The sequence below is a fragment of the Candidatus Moraniibacteriota bacterium genome (assembly GCA_026396275.1).
Classification (GTDB): Bacteria; Patescibacteriota; Minisyncoccia; order Moranbacterales; family JAPLXC01; genus JAPLXC01.
In genome coordinates, this window is record JAPLXC010000010.1 from 12638 (window position 1) to 34258 (window position 21621).

Annotated in this window: 23 protein-coding genes; 9 read left to right on the forward strand and 14 right to left on the reverse strand. The window is 39.5% G+C overall.

Annotated elements, in window-relative coordinates; translation table 11 throughout:
• Window positions 1-33 precede the first annotated feature (33 nt).
• A complete protein-coding gene (locus tag NT136_02850) occupies window positions 34-456 on the forward strand; it encodes a hypothetical protein (protein ID MCX6765872.1) in 423 nt (140 codons plus the stop codon).
• 234 nt (window positions 457-690) lie between these two features.
• Here the strand turns inward: NT136_02850 and NT136_02855 are convergent, their stop codons facing one another.
• Together NT136_02855 and NT136_02860 are read right to left on the reverse strand one after the other, a co-directional pair.
• Window positions 691-1788 carry a PAS domain-containing sensor histidine kinase gene (locus NT136_02855; protein ID MCX6765873.1) on the reverse strand — a complete coding sequence of 366 codons (1098 nt, stop codon included), beginning with the start codon at window positions 1786-1788 and terminating at the stop codon, window positions 691-693.
• A 171-nt stretch (window positions 1789-1959) separates the two neighbouring features.
• Entirely contained in the window at window positions 1960-3072 is a 1113-nt protein-coding gene (locus NT136_02860) for a PD-(D/E)XK nuclease family protein (protein ID MCX6765874.1), read from the reverse strand.
• 89 nt (window positions 3073-3161) lie between these two features.
• Here NT136_02860 and NT136_02865 point away from each other — a divergent pair, with 89 nt between their 5' ends.
• The 4 genes from NT136_02865 to NT136_02880 all read left to right on the forward strand — a co-directional run bounded on the left by NT136_02865 (window position 3162) and on the right by NT136_02880 (window position 6131).
• Entirely contained in the window at window positions 3162-4376 is a 1215-nt protein-coding gene (locus NT136_02865) for a cysteine desulfurase family protein (protein ID MCX6765875.1), read from the forward strand.
• A 96-nt stretch (window positions 4377-4472) separates the two neighbouring features.
• Complete coding sequence (locus NT136_02870; protein ID MCX6765876.1) at window positions 4473-5084, forward strand: GGDEF domain-containing protein; 612 nt, start codon at window positions 4473-4475, stop codon at window positions 5082-5084.
• A 98-nt stretch (window positions 5085-5182) separates the two neighbouring features.
• A complete protein-coding gene (gene nifU / locus NT136_02875) occupies window positions 5183-5572 on the forward strand; it encodes a Fe-S cluster assembly scaffold protein NifU (protein ID MCX6765877.1) in 390 nt (129 codons plus the stop codon).
• A 13-nt stretch (window positions 5573-5585) separates the two neighbouring features.
• Window positions 5586-6131: a M23 family metallopeptidase gene (locus tag NT136_02880; GenBank protein MCX6765878.1), complete on the forward strand. Its 546-nt coding sequence runs from the start codon at window positions 5586-5588 to the stop codon at window positions 6129-6131.
• 83 nt (window positions 6132-6214) lie between these two features.
• Here NT136_02880 and NT136_02885 read toward each other — a convergent pair whose 3' ends face one another.
• The 5 genes from NT136_02885 to thpR form a co-directional block, all read right to left on the reverse strand.
• Window positions 6215-6703, reverse strand: coding sequence for an LAGLIDADG family homing endonuclease (locus tag NT136_02885; GenBank protein MCX6765879.1), 489 nt, complete (start codon window positions 6701-6703; stop codon window positions 6215-6217).
• A 17-nt stretch (window positions 6704-6720) separates the two neighbouring features.
• Window positions 6721-8064 carry a C39 family peptidase gene (locus NT136_02890; GenBank protein ID MCX6765880.1) on the reverse strand — a complete coding sequence of 448 codons (1344 nt, stop codon included), beginning with the start codon at window positions 8062-8064 and terminating at the stop codon, window positions 6721-6723.
• 26 nt (window positions 8065-8090) lie between these two features.
• Entirely contained in the window at window positions 8091-9626 is a 1536-nt protein-coding gene (gene gltX, locus NT136_02895) for a glutamate--tRNA ligase (GenBank protein ID MCX6765881.1), read from the reverse strand.
• Window positions 9627-9716: 90 nt separating this feature from the next.
• Window positions 9717-10469 (reverse strand): WecB/TagA/CpsF family glycosyltransferase, encoded by a 753-nt coding sequence (locus NT136_02900; GenBank protein MCX6765882.1) that lies wholly within the window; start codon window positions 10467-10469, stop codon window positions 9717-9719.
• 50 nt (window positions 10470-10519) lie between these two features.
• Window positions 10520-11068 carry an RNA 2',3'-cyclic phosphodiesterase gene (thpR, locus tag NT136_02905; protein MCX6765883.1) on the reverse strand — a complete coding sequence of 183 codons (549 nt, stop codon included), beginning with the start codon at window positions 11066-11068 and terminating at the stop codon, window positions 10520-10522.
• 76 nt (window positions 11069-11144) lie between these two features.
• Between thpR and priA the strand changes: the two genes are divergently transcribed.
• From priA to NT136_02925, 4 genes are read left to right on the forward strand one after another with little or no spacing between them, the layout of a single operon-like run.
• A complete protein-coding gene (gene priA, locus NT136_02910) occupies window positions 11145-13160 on the forward strand; it encodes a primosomal protein N' (GenBank protein ID MCX6765884.1) in 2016 nt (671 codons plus the stop codon).
• Between the two features lie 19 nt (window positions 13161-13179).
• The gene (gene def / locus NT136_02915) at window positions 13180-13659 is read left to right on the forward strand and encodes a peptide deformylase (protein MCX6765885.1); all 480 of its coding nucleotides are present in this window, start codon (window positions 13180-13182) and stop codon (window positions 13657-13659) included.
• Window positions 13660-13667: 8 nt separating this feature from the next.
• The gene (fmt, locus tag NT136_02920) at window positions 13668-14636 is read left to right on the forward strand and encodes a methionyl-tRNA formyltransferase (GenBank protein ID MCX6765886.1); all 969 of its coding nucleotides are present in this window, start codon (window positions 13668-13670) and stop codon (window positions 14634-14636) included.
• 8 nt (window positions 14637-14644) lie between these two features.
• Window positions 14645-15454, forward strand: a complete 810-nt coding sequence (locus NT136_02925; protein ID MCX6765887.1) for a rhodanese-like domain-containing protein — start codon at window positions 14645-14647, stop codon at window positions 15452-15454.
• 139 nt (window positions 15455-15593) lie between these two features.
• Here the strand turns inward: NT136_02925 and NT136_02930 are convergent, their stop codons facing one another.
• The 7 genes from NT136_02930 to NT136_02960 all read right to left on the reverse strand — a co-directional run bounded on the left by NT136_02930 (window position 15594) and on the right by NT136_02960 (window position 21604).
• On the reverse strand, window positions 15594-16382 hold the full coding sequence (locus NT136_02930) for a hypothetical protein (protein ID MCX6765888.1): 789 nt from the start codon (window positions 16380-16382) through the stop codon (window positions 15594-15596).
• A 124-nt stretch (window positions 16383-16506) separates the two neighbouring features.
• Window positions 16507-17016, reverse strand: a complete 510-nt coding sequence (locus NT136_02935; GenBank protein ID MCX6765889.1) for a hypothetical protein — start codon at window positions 17014-17016, stop codon at window positions 16507-16509.
• A gap of 385 nt (window positions 17017-17401) precedes the next feature.
• A complete protein-coding gene (locus NT136_02940; GenBank protein ID MCX6765890.1) occupies window positions 17402-17659 on the reverse strand; it encodes a hypothetical protein in 258 nt (85 codons plus the stop codon).
• Between the two features lie 110 nt (window positions 17660-17769).
• Complete coding sequence (locus tag NT136_02945; GenBank protein ID MCX6765891.1) at window positions 17770-18042, reverse strand: co-chaperone GroES; 273 nt, start codon at window positions 18040-18042, stop codon at window positions 17770-17772.
• 168 nt (window positions 18043-18210) lie between these two features.
• A complete protein-coding gene (locus NT136_02950; GenBank protein ID MCX6765892.1) occupies window positions 18211-19506 on the reverse strand; it encodes a S41 family peptidase in 1296 nt (431 codons plus the stop codon).
• Between the two features lie 9 nt (window positions 19507-19515).
• Window positions 19516-20325: a glycosyltransferase family 2 protein gene (locus tag NT136_02955; GenBank protein ID MCX6765893.1), complete on the reverse strand. Its 810-nt coding sequence runs from the start codon at window positions 20323-20325 to the stop codon at window positions 19516-19518.
• Window positions 20326-20431: 106 nt separating this feature from the next.
• Window positions 20432-21604, reverse strand: coding sequence for an LCP family protein (locus tag NT136_02960; GenBank protein ID MCX6765894.1), 1173 nt, complete (start codon window positions 21602-21604; stop codon window positions 20432-20434).
• Window positions 21605-21621: the final 17 nt, after the last annotated feature.

Consider the following 21621-nt stretch of genomic DNA (forward strand, 5'->3'; position numbering starts at 1 on the left):
CAACATAAAATAATTTACCAGATATTCTTAAATATGTCAATTGAAAAGTCCAAAATTAAATCCTTCTGGAATCAATATGAAACAAAAATCATCCTTATATCTGGCTTTATTTTGGTGGCTTCTATCTCCTTTGAGGCCGGCGTCCTTAAGGGCCAAAAATGGCAGCAAAAGCCGTTAATTATTGAGAAATTAGCCGGCAGCCAGGATATCCCGGAAATGGCTTCTCCAGTCCCTCCTGATACGCAAAATTTGCCTCCAGAAGGCACCCAAAGTGCCTCACCGGCAAATATACCCTTAAAGGACTGTGCTTTCGTAGGAAGCAAAAATTCAACGAAATATCACCGGCCAACCTGCCAATGGGCCAAACGGATAAAGCCGGAAAATACGATCTGTTTCAAGAGCGGGGAAGAAGCAAAAAGCAAGGGATATACACCTTGCGGAACATGCATAAAATAATTTCTTGATATAATTTATATAGGTAGCGCCTACCCGCATATGCGAGTCAATGCTACTTTTTTATTTTTTGTAACGCATAACACAATCTTTCATTAAAAGTGCCGAAGATGCTATTTCCAAAAACTACCAGCTAGATAAAAATTGTATTGAATAAGGAAAGAAATTTAAGTATTTCAGATAAACGGGCTTAAAAAAAGATAAGCCCTGCATTAATCATATAATGCAGGGCTTTAGTTATGCAGGAATGGTAAAAACAAAATTATTGTAGCCATCTCCCGCGGTCTCATACCACAAATCTCCCCCATGTAATCGTACGATGGAGCGGCATTTTGAAAGTCCAATTCCAGTACTATCTCCGGTAGAAAAACCTTCTTCAAACATCTTTTCTCTGATCTCTGGAGGAATTAAAGGGCCTGTATCAAATACATTGAATTTTTTGAATTTCTCTAAAAATTCAACTCCGACTGCAATTCTGGTTCCTTTTTTTCCATGCTTTATCGCGTTTCCAAGCAGATTACGAAAAATAGCTGACACCACTATTTTAATAGCTTCAGGAAGGATGACTTCGTTTTCTGGAATTCCGCCCAGTCTGTTGTCAATCACTATGTTTTTTTCTTCGATTTCTTTGGAAAATTCATCAATAATTGGATCCACGACATCGATCCCAACATCAAAAGTTTTTTTACTGGGTATTTGCATCTTCAATAAAGAAGATTCTGCAAGATAGTCATTTAGAATTTGTTCTAATTGCAGAGCTGTTTTATACAAATCTTTGTATGCGACATCAATGCTTTCAAACCGCCCCTTCATAAGCAGCTTAATGGTAGAAATTAGTGCCATTACCTTGCTTCGCATATCATGTTTTGCGATACTTAGTATGTGCAGTATCATTTCGTTAAGCTTTTTCAGTTCTTCTTCTGCTCTTTGCCTCTCTTCTTCAGCCTTCTTTCTTTCAGTTATATCTATAGAGACGCCAAAAACACCTTTTATTTCACCTTTTTCTATCCAAGGAGCTTTTGTCGCAGATACCCATACTACGCTATCTGGATGTGTAAGTTTTTCTTCCTTCCCGATGATTGGTTGTCCGGTTTTCATAACTTCCAGATCATCCTCAAGGGCGCTTTGGGCTTCATCTGGGAGCAGGAAATCACTGTCCTTTTTTCCCAGCATTTCTTCAACTGTAACGCCGTAATGTGCCGCTTTAGTCCTGCTTACAGCTATAAATGCGCCATTGCAATCCTTATAATATACCGACAATGGTATATATTTAAGGAAAGAATAAAGCATTGAAACAGGAAATCTTTCTGGCTTTTGTTCCTTTTCTTCCTTCATGGTACCCCTCCAAATCTATAAATTTTTTGAACTTTTTACTTGTTAAAGAGCATTAAACTATAATACTCTAAACCAACAGCCTATATTACAACAATTCACAGATTTAGTCAAGAAAAAACAAGGAACAATAAGAATTATCCTTGTTTATAGGTAAAATACCGATGATATAAATTATTTTTTCTTCACGGTAAAACTTTTTGTCTCCTTGTCAATCATTTTCGCTTTTTCCGCTTCTTTTCTAACTTGATAGGGAAGAACGCCTAAAATATTGCGCAGTGCTATTCCGTCCACCTTTAAAACATCCTCCCACTTGTCCAATGGTTCCAGTATTTCTCTTAATTTTTTCTCGTCGTATTTGTAGGTTTTTCTCAATGCTCGCATAATTGTCCCGCTTTCGCTGAACACTTGGTCCACCCCTTCACTGTCCATATATTCGGATATCTTTTCCTGCAGTTCTTCTATTTGGGTTTTGAGCTTTGCGCTTTGAGCTTTTACCTCAATATACTCAACTATATTTCTATTTATTTCCTCCGTATCTGCTTTTCTTAATTCTTTGAATTTATGCTTCCACATCGGACAGCGTTTCTGGTATCCGCACCAGTCGCAAAGCGGAGAGATTATCGGTTCAAATTTCCCGCTCTCTATGATTTTAATCGTATCCAGAAATAAATTTTCGCTTTGCTTGAGCTGGTCGAAAGTCCTCTTGGAAGAAAGCTTAACGCCGTGTTTTAAATAATATAAACTGACAGTGATTTTATCGAGATTGTCCATTTCTTTCGGATAGCGGGAAAGAAAAGCATGGAGATAAATAGAAAGCTGGACATCATTGTCCACTTTTTCCTGCGAGGGCATCTTTTTGGTGGTTTTATAATCAATTATTTCATAGCCCGCTTCGGTTTTATCAATCCGGTCAATGATTCCGGAAACAATATGCTCTCCCACTTCAATGGCAAACCGGCTTTCCAGATCAACAATATTGATCTTGGACGGATCATTTTTCTTGTAATAATCCTGGATCATTTGCACTCCCTGCGAAAACGCAGAACGCTCTTCAATTTCGCTCTCAAAAACCTCGCTATTCCAGTTGCGGGAAAAATAATCCAGTGCCTGTTCAAGAGTGGGGGAAAGGATGCCAGGAGTATGAATAAACTTAAGCGTGGAATGCAAAACCGTCCCGAAAACCATCTCTTTGGATTTAGGAACTCTGATCTTGTCAATTTCCTGAAATTTGTATTTTAGGGGGCAAGTTTGATAGGTGTCTAATGCTGAATATGAAATGCGCATATTAGAAGTATAAAGTAGCAAGTATAAAGTATCAAGGTATTAAAGGGTTATTGTTTGATTTTTTGTTTTAAAGTAGTAATATTATACACATGAAGAAAAAGAGAATTTATTTAGATTATGCCGCCACCACGCCGGTTGATCCGGCGGTTTTGGCCGCGATGAAGCTGTATTTTTCTGAAAAATTTGGCAATCCGATGTCTATTCATAGCTTCGGCCAGGAAGCAAAAGAAGCGATTGAGAAAGCCCGCACTCAAGTAGCTAGATTTTTAAATTGCGAGCCGCGGGAAATAATTTTTACTTCAGGAGCAACGGAAAGCAATAATTTAGCCATTCGCGGAGTTGTCAAAGCTTATTGGGGCAAATATAAGAGAAAACCACATATTATCACAACGCAGTTTGAGCATCATTGCGTTTTGAATACATGTAAGGTCCTGGAAGTAGAGCGCCAAGGCCTAGCTGAAGTTACTTATCTTCCAGTTTATAAAAACGGAATTGTAAAAGTTAAGGATGTTAAAAAAGCAATCAGGACGAATACAATTTTGGTTTCAATTATGTACGTCAACAATGAAATCGGAACCGTCCAACCAATTGCCGAAATCGGAAAGTTAATTCATGAAACACGAAACATGAAACATGAAACAAAATATCCCTTATTTCATACCGATGCCGTTCAGGCAATTAATTATTTTGATTGCGATGTTAAAAGATTAAATGTTGATTTGCTTTCGCTCTCGGCTCATAAAATTTACGGCCCAAAAGGAGTCGGCGCGCTATATATCAAAAAGGGGACGCCAATATCCCAAGTCCAGACGGGCGGAGAGCAGGAATTCAACTTAAGAGCTGGAACGCATAACGTAGCAGGAATGGTCGGATTGGGTGCCGCAATCCAACAAGTCAAAAGTCAAAAGTCAAAAGTCAAAAGTATTGTATTGCTTCGCGATTATCTAATAAAAAGAGTGCTGAAAGAAATTCCAAATTCATATCTTAATGGTTCCTGGGAAAAACGATTGCCCAATAACGCTAATTTTCGGTTTGACAATGTGGAAGGGGAGAGTATCGTGCTGGCGCTGGACGCAGTGGGCATTGCCGCTTCTACCGGATCAGCTTGCACTTCATCCACTCTGGAACCCTCGCATGTTCTTATGGCCTTAGGACTCCGGCACGAACAGGCCCATGGAAGCTTGCGATTGACATTGGGAAAACAAACTACTAAAGAAGAAATTGACCTCACAATTAGTGGACTTAAAGAAATTATCAAAAAACTTCGAACTATATCAGGAGAAATACTAAAAGAATTCAAGTAATTTACCTCTAGTGCAAAACTTGCCAAAATAATAAACTTGTGCTATACTAAGTCCTTCTGGAAAAACAAACAAAGGAAAAAGAAAGGAGTAAGTACCTTGAAATCGAAATTTACGTTCAAAGAGAAAATTTACCATTTAAAGGGAAAAATTCGCGAGCTCAATAAAGAATTAAAGAATCGAGATAGAAAGATAAAAAAGCTGGAAAGTGAGGTAAATAAGGATGATCTTACACGCATATACAGCCGAAAGAGAATACTTGAAGAGCTATCATATTTGATAAATTTATATGATAGAAATCACCTTCCATTCACAAGTATACTGTTCGATATTGACGATTTTAAAGACGTAAATGTTGTGGGTCTTGTTATTGGAGACAAGCTTCTTAAGCATTTGTCAATGCTTATAAAAAGATACTTACGCAAAACTGATAAGCTTGGACGCCTAGGAGGTGACGAATTTCTCATTCTGCTTCCTGGCACAAAAATCGCTAATGCCAAAGAGTTCGCGGAGAGAATAAGAAATAAAGTTGAAAGCCACACTTTTAACTTTAAAAACAGTGACAAAATCAAAGTAACAATCAGCGGAGGATTAGTTCAATACAATGGGGAATATAAAGATCCAATCGAGTTACTAAGAAGAGCTGATGTTGGCCTTCGCGAGTCAAAGAAAAACGGAAAAAATCAATTCAATATTTTTCCAGAAGATTAAGCGGAAAGACACTTATTAAGGTCTTTCCGCTATTTTATTTGCAAAAATAAATTACTTATGCTTATAATTATTTATAATTAAAAAATAATTTTTGTAATATGCAATATTCAAAAAAAGTGCTGGAGCATTTTATGCAACCGCACAATCTGGGAAAAATAGAAAATCCCGACGGCGTCGGAACGGTCGGCAATCCCGTTTGCGGAGACATTATGCGCATTTATATTAAGGTGGCTAAAAACAAAAAGGGCGAAGAGATTATTAAAGATATAAAGTTTGAAACGTTGGGCTGCGGAGCAGCGATAGCTACTTCCTCAATGGTAACGGATCTGGCGAAAGGCAAAAAATTAAACGAGGCAATGAGAATCACTAGGGGAGACGTAGCCGAAAATCTGGAGGGCCTTCCGCCAATTAAGATGCACTGCAGCAATTTAGCGGCTGAGGCGTTGCACAAAGCTATTGAAGAATATCAGAAGAAATCTAAAAAATAACTCCCGCAATGTTATGTTATATCGCCACACTTCAAAAGTCAGATTTCCTCTTGATGATGCTGGTAATATTGCATTAAGATTCAAACAAAGAAATTTTTACGATAAAAAAGATTGGGGACTTCATTTAGGGACTGATATTCCCGTCAAATCCGAGACAGAAGTTTATTCAATTGGAAACGGAATAATTGTTTATTCCAAACTCCATCCCGCTAAATTTTCCGAAAAAGGAAAAATTGCCAAAAGAAACTGGGGCGGGATAATAATCATCGCTCATAAAAGTCCAAAAAGCGGAAAAATTTTTTATTCTCTTTACGGACATTTGGGAAAACGCCTCGTCAAAAGCGGCGATAGGGTAAAAATAGGGGACACAATAGGAAGGATCGGGAAAGCGATGAGTACTTCCAATGGAGGATGGGAAGAAGAACATTTGCACTTTTCAATTTATACCGGACCGTTTGAAAATAAAATTTTACCGGGATATTATCGGGAGGGTGAAAAGAGAACAAAACTAAATTATTGGAAAGATCCAATAATCTTCATAAAGAACTATTTAAAATAAACAGCCACTCACTGGCAGGGAAGAAGGGCCAAAGAGTGGCTTCTTAATATAGCTAGGACGTCGTACAATGAAAGATGGACGACCTAGTATTTAAAATTTCTCCTAAGAGAACCACTTTTGTACTTAAGCATCTTGTTTCTTATTACTTTTAATCTATTAATATCATCGGTGTTCCAATGATTCCAAGTGAAGCCCTTTTTGCCAATTGACACATTTATCTTTTTCATTTTGTTCTTATCGATAATTAAAACTGCCTCTTTCCATAATTCAAAGTCGTTTCTTTTCTTTCCAATTAATTTAAATTTGTCAAAGAAAGGAATTATCACTTTAACAAGATCATCATTGTTGGAAATTTGATATCTTACAAAGCTCCTTGTATATGATATACCGCCACAGTTGAAATAATTTCTAATACGGGTCAGGATATTAACATCATCATCTCTTAATAAAATTGAAAAGCCAGATTTCCAGTATAAATATTTTCCCTTGTCTTTTCTTAGCGTTAACGAAAAGCATCCTTCTCCATCGACAAAGCCAGCAATATATTCCCCAGTAATTTTCTTTTTATCCATGTTTTAATTTTATTATTTTACTTCCTACTATAAAGTATCATTTGATCAATTGAATTTTTTGACACCGAAGTCCCGTAAAGTTTGGAAAGAAGTTTTATGGTTGAGTTTAAGTAAATGTTTGCTCCCCAATAAGGATCGTGTACCACGTAACGCCCATCTTTGTTCTTGTGATGAATGACCACGTAGTGGCCGGCGTTTCCTCTGGCTCGCACAAAAACAACCACCGGATTGCCTTTGGCCAGTTCCTTGTCAACCACGCTCCAATTGATATTGCCGTGGCTGTGGCCGTAGGTCGAACTTAAAACAATTTTGCTTCCCGACCACGAAAGCGGCCAGACAATAAGATCTTTATAATAAATGGGCTGTTTGGCTAGCGACTGGGGCGAAATTCGCGAACCATGATAAGTAAAAATCATCGCTACGGAACTTACTGCGCACCCATAGTCCTTCATTTTGCTGTTGGAAATTCCGATAATATCATTTTTCCAGCGCGAGTCCTTTTGGGAATAATACCAGCTGGTGGATGCCAGTCCCGCCGTTGGTCTCTCTAGAGCGGCAAAAAGGGCATCAATTTCAGTGGTATTAGCCGCGTAACGCTCATCGATATCTCCCAGCAGTTCTTTCTTCTGCTCCTCCACTCTGGAAAGAAGATCCTGATAACGATTTTCCTCACCCTGCGTTTGGGTAATTAAGATTTCTTTTTGGGCTTTACTACTGTCTAAAAGAGACATTTTTTCTTCCATTTTATATTGAAGGTCCATTACTTCTTTCTTTTTATCCTCAAAGGATTTTTTCTCATTTTCCAAATCAGTTTTCAGCGCCTGGATGGTATCCAGCATACTTTTTATTCCGTCCCCTATTTGAGTAATTCGGTCAGACCTTACCATAAACCGGGACAATTCATTTTCACTAAGAAGGATGGAAACAAGCGCTTGCTGGTTATATTCATAGTATGTTTGAATCAGTTCGGCCAGTATTTTCTTCTGCGCTTTCACCGCATCTTCCTTTTCTTCTATTTGAACGCGCAGTTGTTCAATTTGGCTGTTAAATATCTCTATTTTTTCCTTGTTAAGCTCGGTTTCTGCTTCCAATTGGCTAATTTCAGCTTCCATGATGGAAATTTGATTGCCAAGAGTCGTTTGCTGCTTTCTTTTTATATCGATAATCTGCTGATAAATTTTGGCTTTTTCTTCCAATTCTTTAATCTTTTTGGCTATATCTGATTCAGATTGTTTCTCCTGAGTGAGATTTGTGATGCTGTCATTATCCCCGTGGCTCCTTTTTCCCCAGCAGAAAATCAGCGCGAAAATACATATTCCCAGAATAATGATTTTTTTGTTTATTTTTATTTGTCCAGCCATAAAAGCGAAGCTAAAAAAACTACAAACTACAAAATATCTATTGCCTGCTTTAATCTTTTTAGTGTTTCATCCTTGCCTAAAACCCAGGCGATTTCAAAAGGCGGAGGAGATTTTTTCTCGCCCGTTAAAGAAACGCGAAGAGGCCAAAGAAGCTCTCCGCGCTTTTCTCCGGCCGCCTCCAATAATATTTTTTCTAAATTTTCTTTAGTCCAATCAGCTTCTGAAATATTTTCTGAAATATTTTTTGATTTTTCTAACGAATTTTTTAATTCTTCATCACTCATATTTTTCCAGCGCAAAAGTTCTTTATCATACTCAACATCCTCAAAGAAAAATCGATCGTTCTCCCCTACTCCGGCAAGGTTTGCCAGTCGTTCTTGTTCAACTGCCAATACTTTTCGGAGATATTCTTCTGATTTTTTTTCCGGCAGCGCGTTGTTGTAAAAATCTTTTCTCTTGAAAAATTCCAGCGATTCTTGATAAAGTTCGGAAATTGTTAATTTTTTAATGTATTGAGAGTTTATCCAGTCCAGTTTTTTCAAATCAAAAATTGCTCCGGCTTTGTGAACTTTTTTCAATTCGAACTCTTTAACAAGTTCATTGAGAGAAAAAAATTCTTTTGTGCTTCCTTTGCCCGGATTCCAGCCCAAAAGCGCCACGAAATTAATGATTGCCTCCCTGAGATACCCTTTTTGAATGTAGTCCTCAACGCTAACATCCCCCTGTCTCTTGGATAACTTTGTCCGATCAGGATTTAAAAGCAGCGGCAAATGGGCAAATTTAGGCGGTTCCCAGCCAAACGTTTGATAAAGCAAAATATGCTTGGGAGTGCTGGGAAGCCATTCCTCACCGCGGATTACATGAGTAATTTTCATTAAATGATCATCCACTACGCCGGCTAAATGATAAGTGGGATATCCGTCGGATTTCAGCAGTACTTGGTCGTCAATCGTTCCGGTTTCAAATTTTACGGCTCCCCGGATGATGTCGGAAAATTCCAGGGTCTCGCCGGGGTCAATTTTCAGCCGGATCGTGCGCGGACAATTGTTTTTTAAATTTTTATTTATTTCTTCCTGAGTTAAATTCTTCAGGCAATATTTGTCATACATCGGCGCTTGCTTTGCGGCAATCTGGTCTTTTCTCATTTGATCCAGCCGCTCGGGTGTGCAAAAACAATAATATGCTTTTTCTTCCTTAACTAGCTGTTCAGCGTATTTCTGATAGATATCTAGGCGTTCCGACTGGATGTATGGTCCGTACTCCCCTATTTCGGCAATTCCTGGATAATTTTTCGATTCAATAAATTTGGAATTTGGAATTTGGAATTTGGAATTTTTTAAGTATGTTCCTTCATCATAATCAAGTCCCGCCCACTGCAAAGATTTTATTAAATTCTCTACCGATTTCTTGACATGCCGTTTCTGGTCAGTATCCTCAATGCGCAGAATAAAAGTTCCGTTATTCTTTTTGGCAAACAAATAATTATATAAGGCACTGCGAAGCCCCCCAATATGCAAATATCCGGTTGGCGAAGGTGCGAATCTGACACGAATTTTATTCATTTAAATATGTCATCCCGGACTTGATCCGGAATCCAGATAAACAAATTTTTATATTTTCTGGATTCCTGCATTCGCAGGAATGACATTGTATTATTTAAAAAATACTTTTATTGGAAAAATTATTATTGCGTTAAATATTCTTCTGAACCTTTTTGGCTGCTGAATCAGCCGGAAAAGCCATTCGAGGCCCAAATCTCGCATAAAGCGCGGCGCGCGGCGCAGTTTACCGGTGACAAAATCAAAACTGCCACCGACTCCTACGGCTAGCTTTATTTTACCATTTTTCAGCGTATTTAGAAATTTTTCCTGATTCGGATGGCCAAAGTTACAGAAAACAATGTCACTATTAAAAATGTCATTTCGAGCATGGCCGAGAGATCTACTTGAAATTTTAAAATTAGATTCCTCAGCTTCGCTATCACTTCGCTCGGAATGACAATTCATATTCAATCCCTCAATCTTTAAATCTGGATAAATTTTTCTTATCGCGTCTCTCGTTTTCTCCCAATTGCTTAGTCCCCTATTATTAGCGACTAAATAAACACTTAATTTTTTATCATTTGCCGTTCTTAAAATTTCCCACATTAAATCAACTCCGGATATTCTGACCTTGAGTTTCCCGCCGAGCCGCCAAAAAGCAAATTTAATGCCAGCCCCGTCGGCTAGGTTAAGATCGCAATTGTTGAGTATATCTCTAAATTCCCTGTTCTTTTGAGCCGCCAAAATAAATTCGGGATTAATTGTGGCGATTTGATGAAATTTTTCAGCGCCCAAAAAATTTTCTATTTTTTCAATAATTTCTTTTTTCTCCAAATTATCAATCCTGACATTTAAAATATTCATAATATATTTCACATTATCATGGTATATACTTGATACATACTACGTATATACTACCTTCCGAGCGGGCAGCTTTCAAGAAGCAGGTATTTCCTTTTCCCCTCTTCCATGACGCTTTCAAGAATTTCTATGCTTTCCACCGGAACCAAAAGATTGATCTTTTCATCAATTGCCGGTGTTTCGGGAAGTCGCGCCCATTTTTCCTTGCGGATTCTTCCCAAGGTCACGTGAGGACGAAATTCTCTTTTCTCGCGCTCGAAAATCTTAAGCCGTTTTTCAATCTCCTCTTGAATTAACTTCAATTCTTCATTCGGCTCCCCTACTGCCCAAACCATCCGGATCTGGTTGACATTCGGACCAAAAGTAATTTTACTTAATTCTAAATCAAATCCATGAAACTGACAGCTTGCTTCCCGCACCGCCGAACATACATCCGGAAGCACACTATCTTCAATATAACCCAAAAAAGCAAGAGTGATGTGCAAATTTTCCTCTAAAGTCCACCGCACCGGCAAATCCCGCCATTTTTCAATTTTTTGCGCGAGACGCTTTTTTACTTGGTTTGGCAAGTTAATGCCAATAAAAACCCTGCGTTGCTTCATAAGATTGATTCTAACAAAAATTTTTGCTTTTATCAATTTTTTTGCCTTTCGTATGGGAAATTGTTAAAATACGACCATGAACAAAAATGATAAAAATTTCATTATTGACATTATTCCCCTGACGCGAATTCCCCTTTCCCGCCAGCAGTATTTTTCCTATGAATTCAGCCGGGAATTGCCGGCAGGAACGCTGGTAACTATTCCTTTATTTCGCCGCTTTGTGCAGGGTATAGTAGCTGTCAGCCGATCTGATTTTCACCGGCTGGGAAATATCCGTCTTAAAAAAGTTGAAAAAATAATCGAAGAAAAATCTCTTACCCCCGAACAGCTGGAACTGGCTCAATTCATTTCGGACTATTATATCTGCCCTCTGGGAGTGGTATTAAAGTTTTTTGTGCCAAAACGTACTAAGGCGCGAAAGAAGTATAATGTATCAAGTATTATGTATAATGTATTGCCCAAAATTATACTTACAAGAGAACAAGAAGAAGCTGTAAAAGAAATATCCAAAAAAAATACATTATACAAGATACATGATACTAAATACTTATTATTCGGCCCGGCGGGCTCCGGCAAAACGGAAGTTTATATTCATTCAATCCTGAAACTTAGGGAAAAAAATAAAAAATGCCAATTTCTGGTCCTGGTTCCGGAACTTATGCTTACTTCCCAAGCAATTGAACGCTATGGTGCGCATTTACGAGCCGAGGAAATCGCAATTCTGCACAGCAAAATCTCCAAGGGAGAATTTTACCGCCAGTGGCAAAGAATAAAAATGGGCGAAGCTAAGCTTATCATTGGTACCCGCATGGCTGTCTTCGCGCCTTTTAAAAATCTAAAATTAATCATCATCGACGAGGAACAGGATGTTTCTTTTAAACAGTGGGATATGAGTCCCCGCTATGATGCCCGGAAGGCGGCCGAAAAACTGGCTCAAATTCATCAGGCGAAAGTCTTGCTTGGATCCGCTACACCAAGTATTGAATCATATTATAAAGCATTGAATAAAGAATATGAGTTATTAAAATTATCAGGGTTACAGATTACAGATTACAGATTACAAGAACCTAACATTGAAATCATTGATATGAAAAAAGAGCGCTGGATAAAAAATTACTCCCCTATTTCAAGGGTCCTGAAGTCGGAAATTGAATACGCTCTAAAAAATAAACTGCAAACCATTTTATTCGTTAACCGCCAGGGCATGAGTTCCTTTTCTATCTGCGCTAACTGCCGGACAGTCCTGCGCTGCGCCCGCTGCGACCGGGCCCTCGTTTATTCAGCTGATGGCACTTACCGATGCCTGCACTGTTCCAATAAAACAGGAGTGTTTGCCGCTTGTTCCAGTTGCAAGGGCATGGCGTTTCGCAATATCGGATTTGGGACTCAAAAAGTCGAGCAGGAAATCAAAAGGTATTTCCCCGGAGCGCGCGTGAGAAGAGCTGATTTTGAAACAATGAAAAAATTAAAAGAAATCAAGGATCTTTACCGTGAATTTACCAATGAAAAAATCGACATTTTAATTGGAACTCAAATGATTACCAAGGGATGGAACAGCCCCCAAATAGGACTAACCGGCATCATTGATGCCGATAACTTGCTTTCACTGCCTGATTTTAGAGCCGGGGAAAGGGCTTTTCAGTCCATTGTGCAACTCGCCGGGCGAGTAAGAAGGCCTGCCGGATCTTCACCGGGAAAGGTGATAATTCAAACATACAACCCGGAAAATCCTATTATCAAAAGCGCCGCCAAAATGGATCTTGAAGGATTTTATCAGAAGGAAATAGAAGAAAGAATTTCCTTGCAGTATCCGCCAATGGCCAGATTTATAAAAATCGCGTTTCAAAATACCAGCCAAAAAAAAGTTGAAAAAGAAGCCGAAAAGGCCTATTATGATCTAAAGGGATTGGAAAATATAATTGTCTCAGAGCCCCAAAATCCATTAGTTCCGCGAAGGCGTGAGAAATTTAGAAAACAAATTATAATTAAAATTAAGAACCATTCTAAGGAAATACCTCCGGCATTGTTAAAAATGCTGAAAAAATTGGGGAGCGGTTGGATAATTGACGTTGATCCGATCTCCATAGTGTAATTGAATCAGCAAACAAATTATGACTCTACTGGCAATACTTAAATATCCTCATCCTCTTCTTCGCCGCAAGGCGATTAAAATCAAAAATCCGCTTGAACCGCAAATTCAGGCATTAATTCCCCGAATGATTGAAGCGATGAAGAAAGGCAACGGCCTAGGTCTCGCCGCTCCTCAAGTAGGAAAGTCGCTGCGCTTGTGTATTGTCGGAGAAGAAAAAAAGGTTTATGTTTTAATTAACCCTTCCATAAAATCCTGCTCTCGGAAGAAAGTGTTTATGGAAGAAGGGTGTTTGAGTTTCCCGGGAAAATTTTTTTTAATTTCGCGTCCTGAAGCGGTGAAGGTCCGCTATTTGGACGAAACCGGAAAAAAAGCTAAAATTAAAGCACAGGGGCTTTTGGCGAGAACTTTGCAGCACGAAATTGACCACCTGGACGGAATACTCGTCATTGATCGCGCCAAAAAGAAGAAAGCTATTTCTTACCAGAAGGTAAAAAAATAACCAAATATATGACAAACAGCAAAAAAGCGATTAAATTGCGGATGATATTCATGGGAACGTCTTCGTTTGCCCGGGACATTCTGGAGTCATTGGTTAAAAATGACTATAACATCGTGGCGGTCTTTACCCAGCCGGATAAAGAAGCCGGAAGAAAAAAAGAAATAAAGATCAGTCCGGTAAAGGCCTTTAGCCAGGAACATAAATTACCCGTTATTCAGCCGGAAAGATTCGCCAAGGAAACAGTGGATAACATCAAAAAAATCAAACCCGACATAATTGTCGTGGCGGCCTACGGAAAAATTCTCCCTCGGGAGGTTCTGGATATTCCCGGCTTTGGATGTCTTAATGTGCATGCCTCGCTTCTTCCTCGTTTTCGCGGGCCTTCGCCTATTCAAAATGCTCTTTTAGCCGGAGAAAAAGAAACGGGAATAACAATTATGCGGATGGATGAGGGAGTTGATACCGGGGAAATACTTTCTCAAGAAAAACTTGAGATTGATCCTAATGACACCACTGAAACACTATCGCAAAAACTTTCTCAACTGGGATCTCTCCTCATTATTAAAACCATTCCTCTTTGGATAGAACAAAAAATTGAACCGCGCGTCCAGGATAATTCCCGAGCTACTCTCTGCCAGCTTATTGAACGAGAAGACGGGCACATCATCTGGGAAGAAGAAGCGGAAAATATTTATAATAAATACCGGGCGTTCCAGCCCTGGCCTGGGATTTTTGCCTTCTGGAAAAACAAAGATACCCTGGAGCGTGTGAAGTTTAACAAAATCTCGTTTCAAAAATCAGATCCCGAGACAAGCCACCAATCAGGAGAAGTATTTCAATTGGGGGATAAAATCGGCGTTCAGACCCTTAAAGGGATAATTGTTCTTGAAGAAGTTCAGCTGGAAGGAAAAAAACCCGTGCCGATCAAGGAATTTATTAATGGCTATCCCAATTTCTTGGGAAGCATTTTACGCTAAATAATTCTATGCCGCTTGATAAAAAAAATGAAAAACTGGCGCTGACTATCGGTTTTGTTTTGATTCTTTTGGTCGGACTGATAACTTTTTTGCGTCCTTCACTCAAAAGCGAAGAAACAAAAAACATAGCCATTGACTCAAACTCAAAAACAGCCGACTATCCCAGGATTTCAGCCAAAGAGCTTCTTCAAAAAATAGACAAAAAGGAAAATGCTGTTTTTATTGATATTCGGAGCAATGACGCTTTTCAGCAGGAACATATCACAGGGTCGCTGAATATCCCGCTAGCCGAATTAAAAGAAAGTGAAATTGATTCCTCGCCAACTGACTTAATTGTTATTGTCAGCGATCCGGCAGCTACCGAAGAAGCCATTCAGGCAGTGCAAATACTCAAAGAGAAAAATTTTGAAAACGCGATGGTTCTTTCCGGCGGCATCAATTCCTGGAAGCAGAATCAGGGCGGGGCGGTCTCCTGGGGAGATCCTACTTCCTTTATCAACCAATCCAAAGTAACCTTTATTTCTCCCGAGGACGCCAAGAAATTTTTGGATGAAAAAAGGCCGATTTACATTTTGGATGTCCGGCCGCAAAATTCTTTTTCGCCGCATCTTCCCGCCACTGTTAATATCCCTTTTGAATCACTCGAAAAAAGAAAAGATGAACTGCCGCGAGGAAAAGAAATTATTGTTTACGGCGACACGGAACTTTCTAGCTTTCAAGCCGGGGTGCGGCTTTTTGACTTAAATATCTTTTCCGCCCGGGTGCTCCGCGGAGGATTCACCGGCTGGCAAGAAAAGAGATTTCCAACGGAAAAATAAGTGGTATTAACCCTAGAGCAAGTTCTGGACTCTATTTACGTAACAAGTTGCGGGGTACTACCCAGCGAGCTCGCCCGCCTTTGGCGGGAATAAAAAACTTCTTGTTACAGCGCCATAACGTATCTGCGTATCTGAAGTTTTAAATTATTTTTTCTTCATATCCTTTTGGTGTCAATTTGGCACTTATTATTGGTTTACCACAATCGGGCACCATAATAGCAAATCTCTGATATTCACACGTAAAATCAACAAGAAAATTTGTATAATCAACAGCATCCTCTAGAGAAAGTAGTTCATATTGACCTTGTATTGGAGGCAGAGTTTTGTTATCTGTTACCAAGTGCGATATAAATTCAGTGCGGCCAATCCAACAGCCACCAAATCTTGAACCCTGAGTGTTTTGCCATTTTACAATATGGCCAGATTCATTTTTTTTACCATCAATAGTTAAGACACCTGAAAAAACTAAATGTGATTCAATTCTTGGTTTAGAAACGTCATCGTCCTCATATCCAGCTAAAATAAAATCAACAGTTAAAATTTGTTTTGCTGATTTTAATTCAGTTACTTCCAATTGTTTTTTCATTTCTTCTTTCAATCCTTCAATAAAGTAGCTAACTATTTCCTCAAATTTACCCTCTCCCTTATACTTTGATTCAAAGGATTTGAATATAGAATAAGTTGTTTTGTGATTTAATAAAGCAGCTCCAGCCACACAGACAGCGTAACTTTTTTCTTTCATCTTTATTTCAAATAATTTTCTGGCCATTTTAGACCAAGAAATTGGCTGTTGGATTGGCCGCTCCAATTCAATCATTTTGTTAGTGCTCTTCTCCTGCACCTGTGTAATGGTTTGGTTCCAAGTTGTTTGACTGTCAGCAGATAGAGCTATGCCATCTGGAACAGCTATTGCAATACAAATTGACATATAGATTTACTTAAAAAAATAATTTAAAATATTTCGCCTAACGTCATCGGTATATCTGAAGTGCGAAGCATTTAGGTGAAGCGTAGCAAAACTAGATATTCGGTGTTAGGCGATGTAAATGACATCATTGTATTTTTATTGCATTGCCAATAGAAAATCCGTTTTCATGAATTTCTAACATCTCGGATAAATTTTTTGTAATAGTCGTGTCATTGAGCCACTGTTTTGTCGCTTCTATCATATCTCGGCAAAAATTATTGACTGATAATTGTAAAATGTCTTTTTCATCATATCTCGGATCGCCAAAGTGGCAATTACTAAGTCTATTACAATGAGAACCGCTAGTAATGAAAACAAAATGATCCAAAACATCTTTTGCCCGCTGCTTTTCTATATTGCTAGACCCTTCGTGTAAAAAAGAACACCGGAGAGCATAGCAATCATTGCCAGATAAAAAACCATTATATTTTTTGCCAAGATATGTATCAAACCATACGGGATATCTTTCTGATGAACTCTTGTTACTTCCTTCTAGCTTGCTACAAATATCTGGCAAAATAAGCGACAAAACAAGGGCGGAATACCAATTTTTGCTCTGTAAGGAATTTTCTATTGATTTAAGAATATTTTCCATAATGATGTCATTTATTTCGCCTAACGTTTAAGTGTATCTGAAGTTTCGCCGACTTCTTTGTTAAATATAAGATAGAGGCGAAATTTGGATGAGAAAGCGTTAAAAATAAAATTATTTTTTATCCACTGGTATATAGCCTTGCTGTAAGCAGTAACCAGTAGCATATTTATCTGCTTCTTCTTTGGTATCGAATTGTTTATCCCAAGAACTTTCTTGCATACTAGTATGTGGACCACTTTGTATAATCCTATTGAAACTGGGGGTCCATTTCCCGTTTGCTAGTTGATAGGAAGTTGGCTCGAAGAATGTTTGCATAGTGTAAGGATTAAAAAATAATTTTATTTAGCTTGCGAATGAATATTCCTTGTTAGGCGACGTAAACTTTTTAATTATCCTTTCTCATTTCATTAAGCCAATTATCGAGGGCCTGCTTGGATTTTCTTATCGCTTCATCCATTTGAGGAGCAAGTGTTTCAAGCACAATTTTTTCGGCTTCTTCTCTGTTTGGCGTGGTCGCGAGCACATTATCAATCTCTTTCATTATACGCTCCTCCTCATCCATTGTTGCTTGAAATTCTTTATATTTTTGGTCCTCTAATTTTTCTGGAGCAGGACCGACTTCTCCCTTGAATTGTTCTATCATAATGTTTTTAAGTTAGTCATTAAAAAATTTATTTCGCCACAACTCGTTTTTATGCGAATTAATTGGCTATATTGTACAAAAAAGTGCGTATGAGGCGCACTTTTTGAAAATTATCCGATTATTGCCAAGACATCTTCATTTTTAACAATCAGGTAGTCCTCGTTGTCTATTTTTATTTCCGTCCCGGAATATTTCCGAAAAATCACTTTCTGGTTTTTCTTCACTTTGATGTCCTTGCTTTCCCCTACCGCTATCACCCGCCCCTCCTGCGGCTGTTCTTCAGAAGTGGTTTCCGGAAGGAAAAGGCCGGTCTTAGTTTTTTTGTCCTGTTTTTCGGGCTTGATGAGTATATTTTCACCGAGTGGCTTTATTTTCGTTTTCATATCCTTGCAAAAAATTACTTATTATAAAATCACTGAACAGTATATATTTGTCATCCTGAACTTGTTTCAGGATCTAATGAATAAATCGTTATCCCCTAGATTCCGGCTCGGAGGCCGGAATGACATCGACTTTATCACGCTTCATTCTAATAAAATAGAGGTGGAGTGTCAATGGGAAATTTTTTCCTTGAGTATTTCCATTGTTCTATCCAATTGCGGATCGCGGTTGTTTTCATAATCATCGCTGGTAAGATCTACTTCAACATCGGGGTTAATCCCTACTTCATTTATTTGCTCTCCCTTTGGAGTAAGCCAGCGGGCTACCGTTATTTTTACTGCTATATCCTGGGGAAGAGGAACAAGTTCTTGAACTGATCCTTTTCCGAAAGAACGCTTTCCCACCAGTGTCACATTGTCCCGATCTTCGCGCAACGCTCCTGCCAAAATTTCCGAAGCACTGGCGCTTCCTTCGTTAATAATGACAATAGTCGGTATCTGACTAAGCAGATCTCCGCCGCGGGTCAAAAGTTTTTTCTGATTTTTACCGCTGTCTTCTTCAATCACCACCACCTGATCCTTGGGAATCATTTTGCTGGCGATATTTACCGCCGCGTCAAGATAACCGCCCGGGTTGTTGCGAAGATCAAGAATTATGCCTTTTGCTTTTTGGTTAATAATTTGATTTGCCGCCGAATTAAACTCGCGGTCGGTATCTTCCCCGAAGCGCGAGATTTTCACGTAGGCAATGCCGTTATCTTTGAATTCTGCTTTGACGCTCTTCACGTTGATGATATCGCGCTGAACGGCGATTTCCTTTGCCTCTTTATCGCCGTTTCGAAAGATGGTAAGTTTCACTTCGGTTCCTTTGGGACCGCGGATTTTATCCACTGCTTCCTCAATTCCCATTTCAGCGCTGTTCTCCCCGTTGATTTTAATAACTTTATCCCCAGCCCTAAGCCCGGCTTTTTCCGCCGGCGATCCCTCCAGAGGCGCGATGATAGTCAGCATCCCGCCTTTAATCCCCATTTCCGCCCCGATGCCTTCGAAGCTCCCGGCTATTTCCTCATTGAATTTTTTACTCTCTTCCGGATCAAAAAAAACCGTGTAGGGATCGCCAGTTGCCTGAAGCAAACCCTTTATCGCGCCGTAGAGCAATTGTCGGGAATCAAGCTTGGCCGAATCAACATATTTTTCTTTGAGCAAATCCCACGCCTTCCAGAAAAGAGAAAAGTCAAGAACGCGGTTTTTCTCCCGGTCTTGATTGATAATAATAGTTTGTTCCAGCGGCAGGGCTTCCTGCGGCGGCGCGACTTCCTTTTTCCCCTGACTGAATCCAAGCCAGAACCCCAAAGCCACCAGCATCACAACCAGCCCGAATAAAAGCGCCCGATTAAAAAGCTTTCTATTTTTCCGCTCTAATTGATCTGTTTCCTGCTCCGGGATAAGATTATTATCGTTTTCCATAATTGATTTTCAGTTATGTTGAGGTACTGGTTTTCCCCAGTATTTCTTAAAGTATTTTACGGCGCTAAAAATATGAATCCAGGTGAGTCGGTTAAAAAACAGCGAATAAAAAAATCCTTTCTTGGCGCTTCCTTTTCCGTGATAGTGGTGCATTTTAGAGAGCGGAAAGTACATAACTTTGCAACCCGCTTCCCAAAAGCGCCGGCACCAGTCAACGTCTTCCATATACATAAAAAATTGGGGATCCATCAGGCCTACTTTTTTCACCGCTTCTCTGGAAACCAGCATGGCTGAACCCATTATCCAATCCACTTCTTGGGGACGGCGGTGATTATAATCCTTCATTAAAAACCAGTCGAGGTGTTTTTGAGCAAATTTAAATTTTCTCAAAAAAGTTCTCCGGTAAACGATGGTAATCGGCCGATAAAACCTGAAACAAGAATACTGAAGCGTCCCGTTAAAATTAAGAAGCTGGGGACCGACAATGCCTGCCGCCGGATTGTTTTTAATAAATCCAAGGAGTGATTCAACAGAACCCTTTGTTACTATTATGTCGTAATTAAGAATGAGGATATATATTCCAGTACTTTCTTCTACCGCTTTTTTCAAAAGTGCTTGAAATCCGACATTTTTCTTAAAAGGAAAAAATTTTACCTCGGGATAGTCCTCGCGCATCATAATTGCCGTGGCTTCCTGGGTAGCACTGTCAGCTACAATCATTTCGTAGGAAATGCCAGTGATGTTTTCTTTAATTGAATCAAGGCACAACTTTAAAAGCTCCGTGTTTCTATAGCTGTTTATGGCGATTGAGAGTTCCATGATATATCTCTACAAATTACGAATGCGCTACGCTTTACAAATGTACGAATTGCGAAAAGTTATTATTTGTATATTCGTATCAATTCGTAGTTCGTAGAGAATTCGCTTATTTCGGCTTTATGTCTGACTGCGGTGGGAGCGAAAAGATGTTCTGAAACATTTCCTGGATCCTGGAATAATTGTCCCCCCGGGGAAGCAGGATGTAGCCGGTCTCCGGAGTTTCAGGAGGGGAATAAAGCATTCCTTCTTCTGTATTCTCCAGCACTCTCTGAAATATCTGGGGATTTCCCATTTTTTGGTAAAGTGCGAAAAATTTCTGCATTTCCCAGGGTTCTAAATCAGTGCGTACATTATCGCCCAAAGCGTTAAATATGGCGTTCACTTTTCCAAAATCAGTGAGCGTCCCTATCTGGAGCGCTTTTTCCTTAATTTGCTGGAGTACTATCTGCTGGCGCTTAGCCCGTTCAAAATCATTGGAAGTGGCCCGCGAGCGGACAAAGCAAAGCGCTGTTTTTCCGTCCAGAACACTTTTCCCTGCCGGAAGCGTGAAATTTCCCCCGCATTCAACATTTTTGTTGGTGCAAAGAGGATAACGAGCTGTTATTCTCCCCTTCTTATTTTTTTTGATTTCATATTGGCCCGTTGGCATCGTAAAAACATTGGGGTCGCAAACGTGCGCCTCCCGAAATTGCACAGATTCACTGAAGGGCTGGTCTAAAGTAATTTCCACCCCGCCGATGGCGTCAACTAATTGCTTAAAGCCGTCAAAATTAATACTGGCTCCGTAATGAATGGGAATGCCCACTACTTCGCCTACCACTTTTTCCATATCGGCTATCCCCTGCTTTTTTCCGTTTTCCTCGCCGGCGGCGTAAACGGCGTTGATTTTCGTTTTGTTTCCCCATCCGGGATTATTAACATAAAGGTCGCGGGGAATGGAAACGATTGCCGCCTTGTTTTCCTCCGGCTTAATACTCATCACCATAATCGTATCGGCCAGAAGCCCTCCGCCAGGAATATTTTCACCCCGCATTCCTAAAAGCAAAATATTTATCCTTCCTTCTTTTTCCCCTTTCAGAGTATCCGTCACTCCCGGAATGGCATGAACCAAACTTTTAAAAATGTTTCCGTCCACGGAAATTTTGTTTAAAATATAACCGGTTTTCCAGGCGAGGGCGCCTCCGCCAATAAGGAGAATAATAAAAAAAGCGACCAGCAGTTTAAACCAGAGGGTCTGGTAAAAACGTTTTTGAGGAGGAGGATTGTAAGAAACATCCATTTTTTTGCAGTTAAGTT

Excerpts from the sequence above, each read along its gene's own strand:
- NT136_02850 (MCX6765872.1), top strand. The coding sequence starts at position 34 with ATGTCAATTGAAAAGTCCAAAATTAAATCCTTCTGGAATCAATATGAA.
- NT136_02855 (MCX6765873.1), bottom strand. The coding sequence starts at position 1,788 with ATGAAGGAAGAAAAGGAACAAAAGCCAGAAAGATTTCCTGTTTCAATG.
- NT136_02860 (MCX6765874.1), bottom strand. The coding sequence starts at position 3,072 with ATGCGCATTTCATATTCAGCATTAGACACCTATCAAACTTGCCCCCTA.
- NT136_02865 (MCX6765875.1), top strand. The coding sequence starts at position 3,162 with ATGAAGAAAAAGAGAATTTATTTAGATTATGCCGCCACCACGCCGGTT.
- nifU (MCX6765877.1), top strand. The coding sequence starts at position 5,183 with ATGCAATATTCAAAAAAAGTGCTGGAGCATTTTATGCAACCGCACAAT.
- NT136_02880 (MCX6765878.1), top strand. The coding sequence starts at position 5,586 with ATGTTATATCGCCACACTTCAAAAGTCAGATTTCCTCTTGATGATGCT.
- NT136_02885 (MCX6765879.1), bottom strand. The coding sequence starts at position 6,703 with ATGGATAAAAAGAAAATTACTGGGGAATATATTGCTGGCTTTGTCGAT.
- NT136_02890 (MCX6765880.1), bottom strand. The coding sequence starts at position 8,064 with ATGGCTGGACAAATAAAAATAAACAAAAAAATCATTATTCTGGGAATA.
- gltX (MCX6765881.1), bottom strand. The coding sequence starts at position 9,626 with ATGAATAAAATTCGTGTCAGATTCGCACCTTCGCCAACCGGATATTTG.
- NT136_02900 (MCX6765882.1), bottom strand. The coding sequence starts at position 10,469 with ATGAATATTTTAAATGTCAGGATTGATAATTTGGAGAAAAAAGAAATT.
- thpR (MCX6765883.1), bottom strand. The coding sequence starts at position 11,068 with ATGAAGCAACGCAGGGTTTTTATTGGCATTAACTTGCCAAACCAAGTA.
- priA (MCX6765884.1), top strand. The coding sequence starts at position 11,145 with ATGAACAAAAATGATAAAAATTTCATTATTGACATTATTCCCCTGACG.
- def (MCX6765885.1), top strand. The coding sequence starts at position 13,180 with ATGACTCTACTGGCAATACTTAAATATCCTCATCCTCTTCTTCGCCGC.
- fmt (MCX6765886.1), top strand. The coding sequence starts at position 13,668 with ATGACAAACAGCAAAAAAGCGATTAAATTGCGGATGATATTCATGGGA.
- NT136_02925 (MCX6765887.1), top strand. The coding sequence starts at position 14,645 with ATGCCGCTTGATAAAAAAAATGAAAAACTGGCGCTGACTATCGGTTTT.
- NT136_02930 (MCX6765888.1), bottom strand. The coding sequence starts at position 16,382 with ATGTCAATTTGTATTGCAATAGCTGTTCCAGATGGCATAGCTCTATCT.
- NT136_02935 (MCX6765889.1), bottom strand. The coding sequence starts at position 17,016 with ATGGAAAATATTCTTAAATCAATAGAAAATTCCTTACAGAGCAAAAAT.
- NT136_02940 (MCX6765890.1), bottom strand. The coding sequence starts at position 17,659 with ATGATAGAACAATTCAAGGGAGAAGTCGGTCCTGCTCCAGAAAAATTA.
- NT136_02945 (MCX6765891.1), bottom strand. The coding sequence starts at position 18,042 with ATGAAAACGAAAATAAAGCCACTCGGTGAAAATATACTCATCAAGCCC.
- NT136_02950 (MCX6765892.1), bottom strand. The coding sequence starts at position 19,506 with ATGGAAAACGATAATAATCTTATCCCGGAGCAGGAAACAGATCAATTA.
- NT136_02955 (MCX6765893.1), bottom strand. The coding sequence starts at position 20,325 with ATGGAACTCTCAATCGCCATAAACAGCTATAGAAACACGGAGCTTTTA.
- NT136_02960 (MCX6765894.1), bottom strand. The coding sequence starts at position 21,604 with ATGGATGTTTCTTACAATCCTCCTCCTCAAAAACGTTTTTACCAGACC.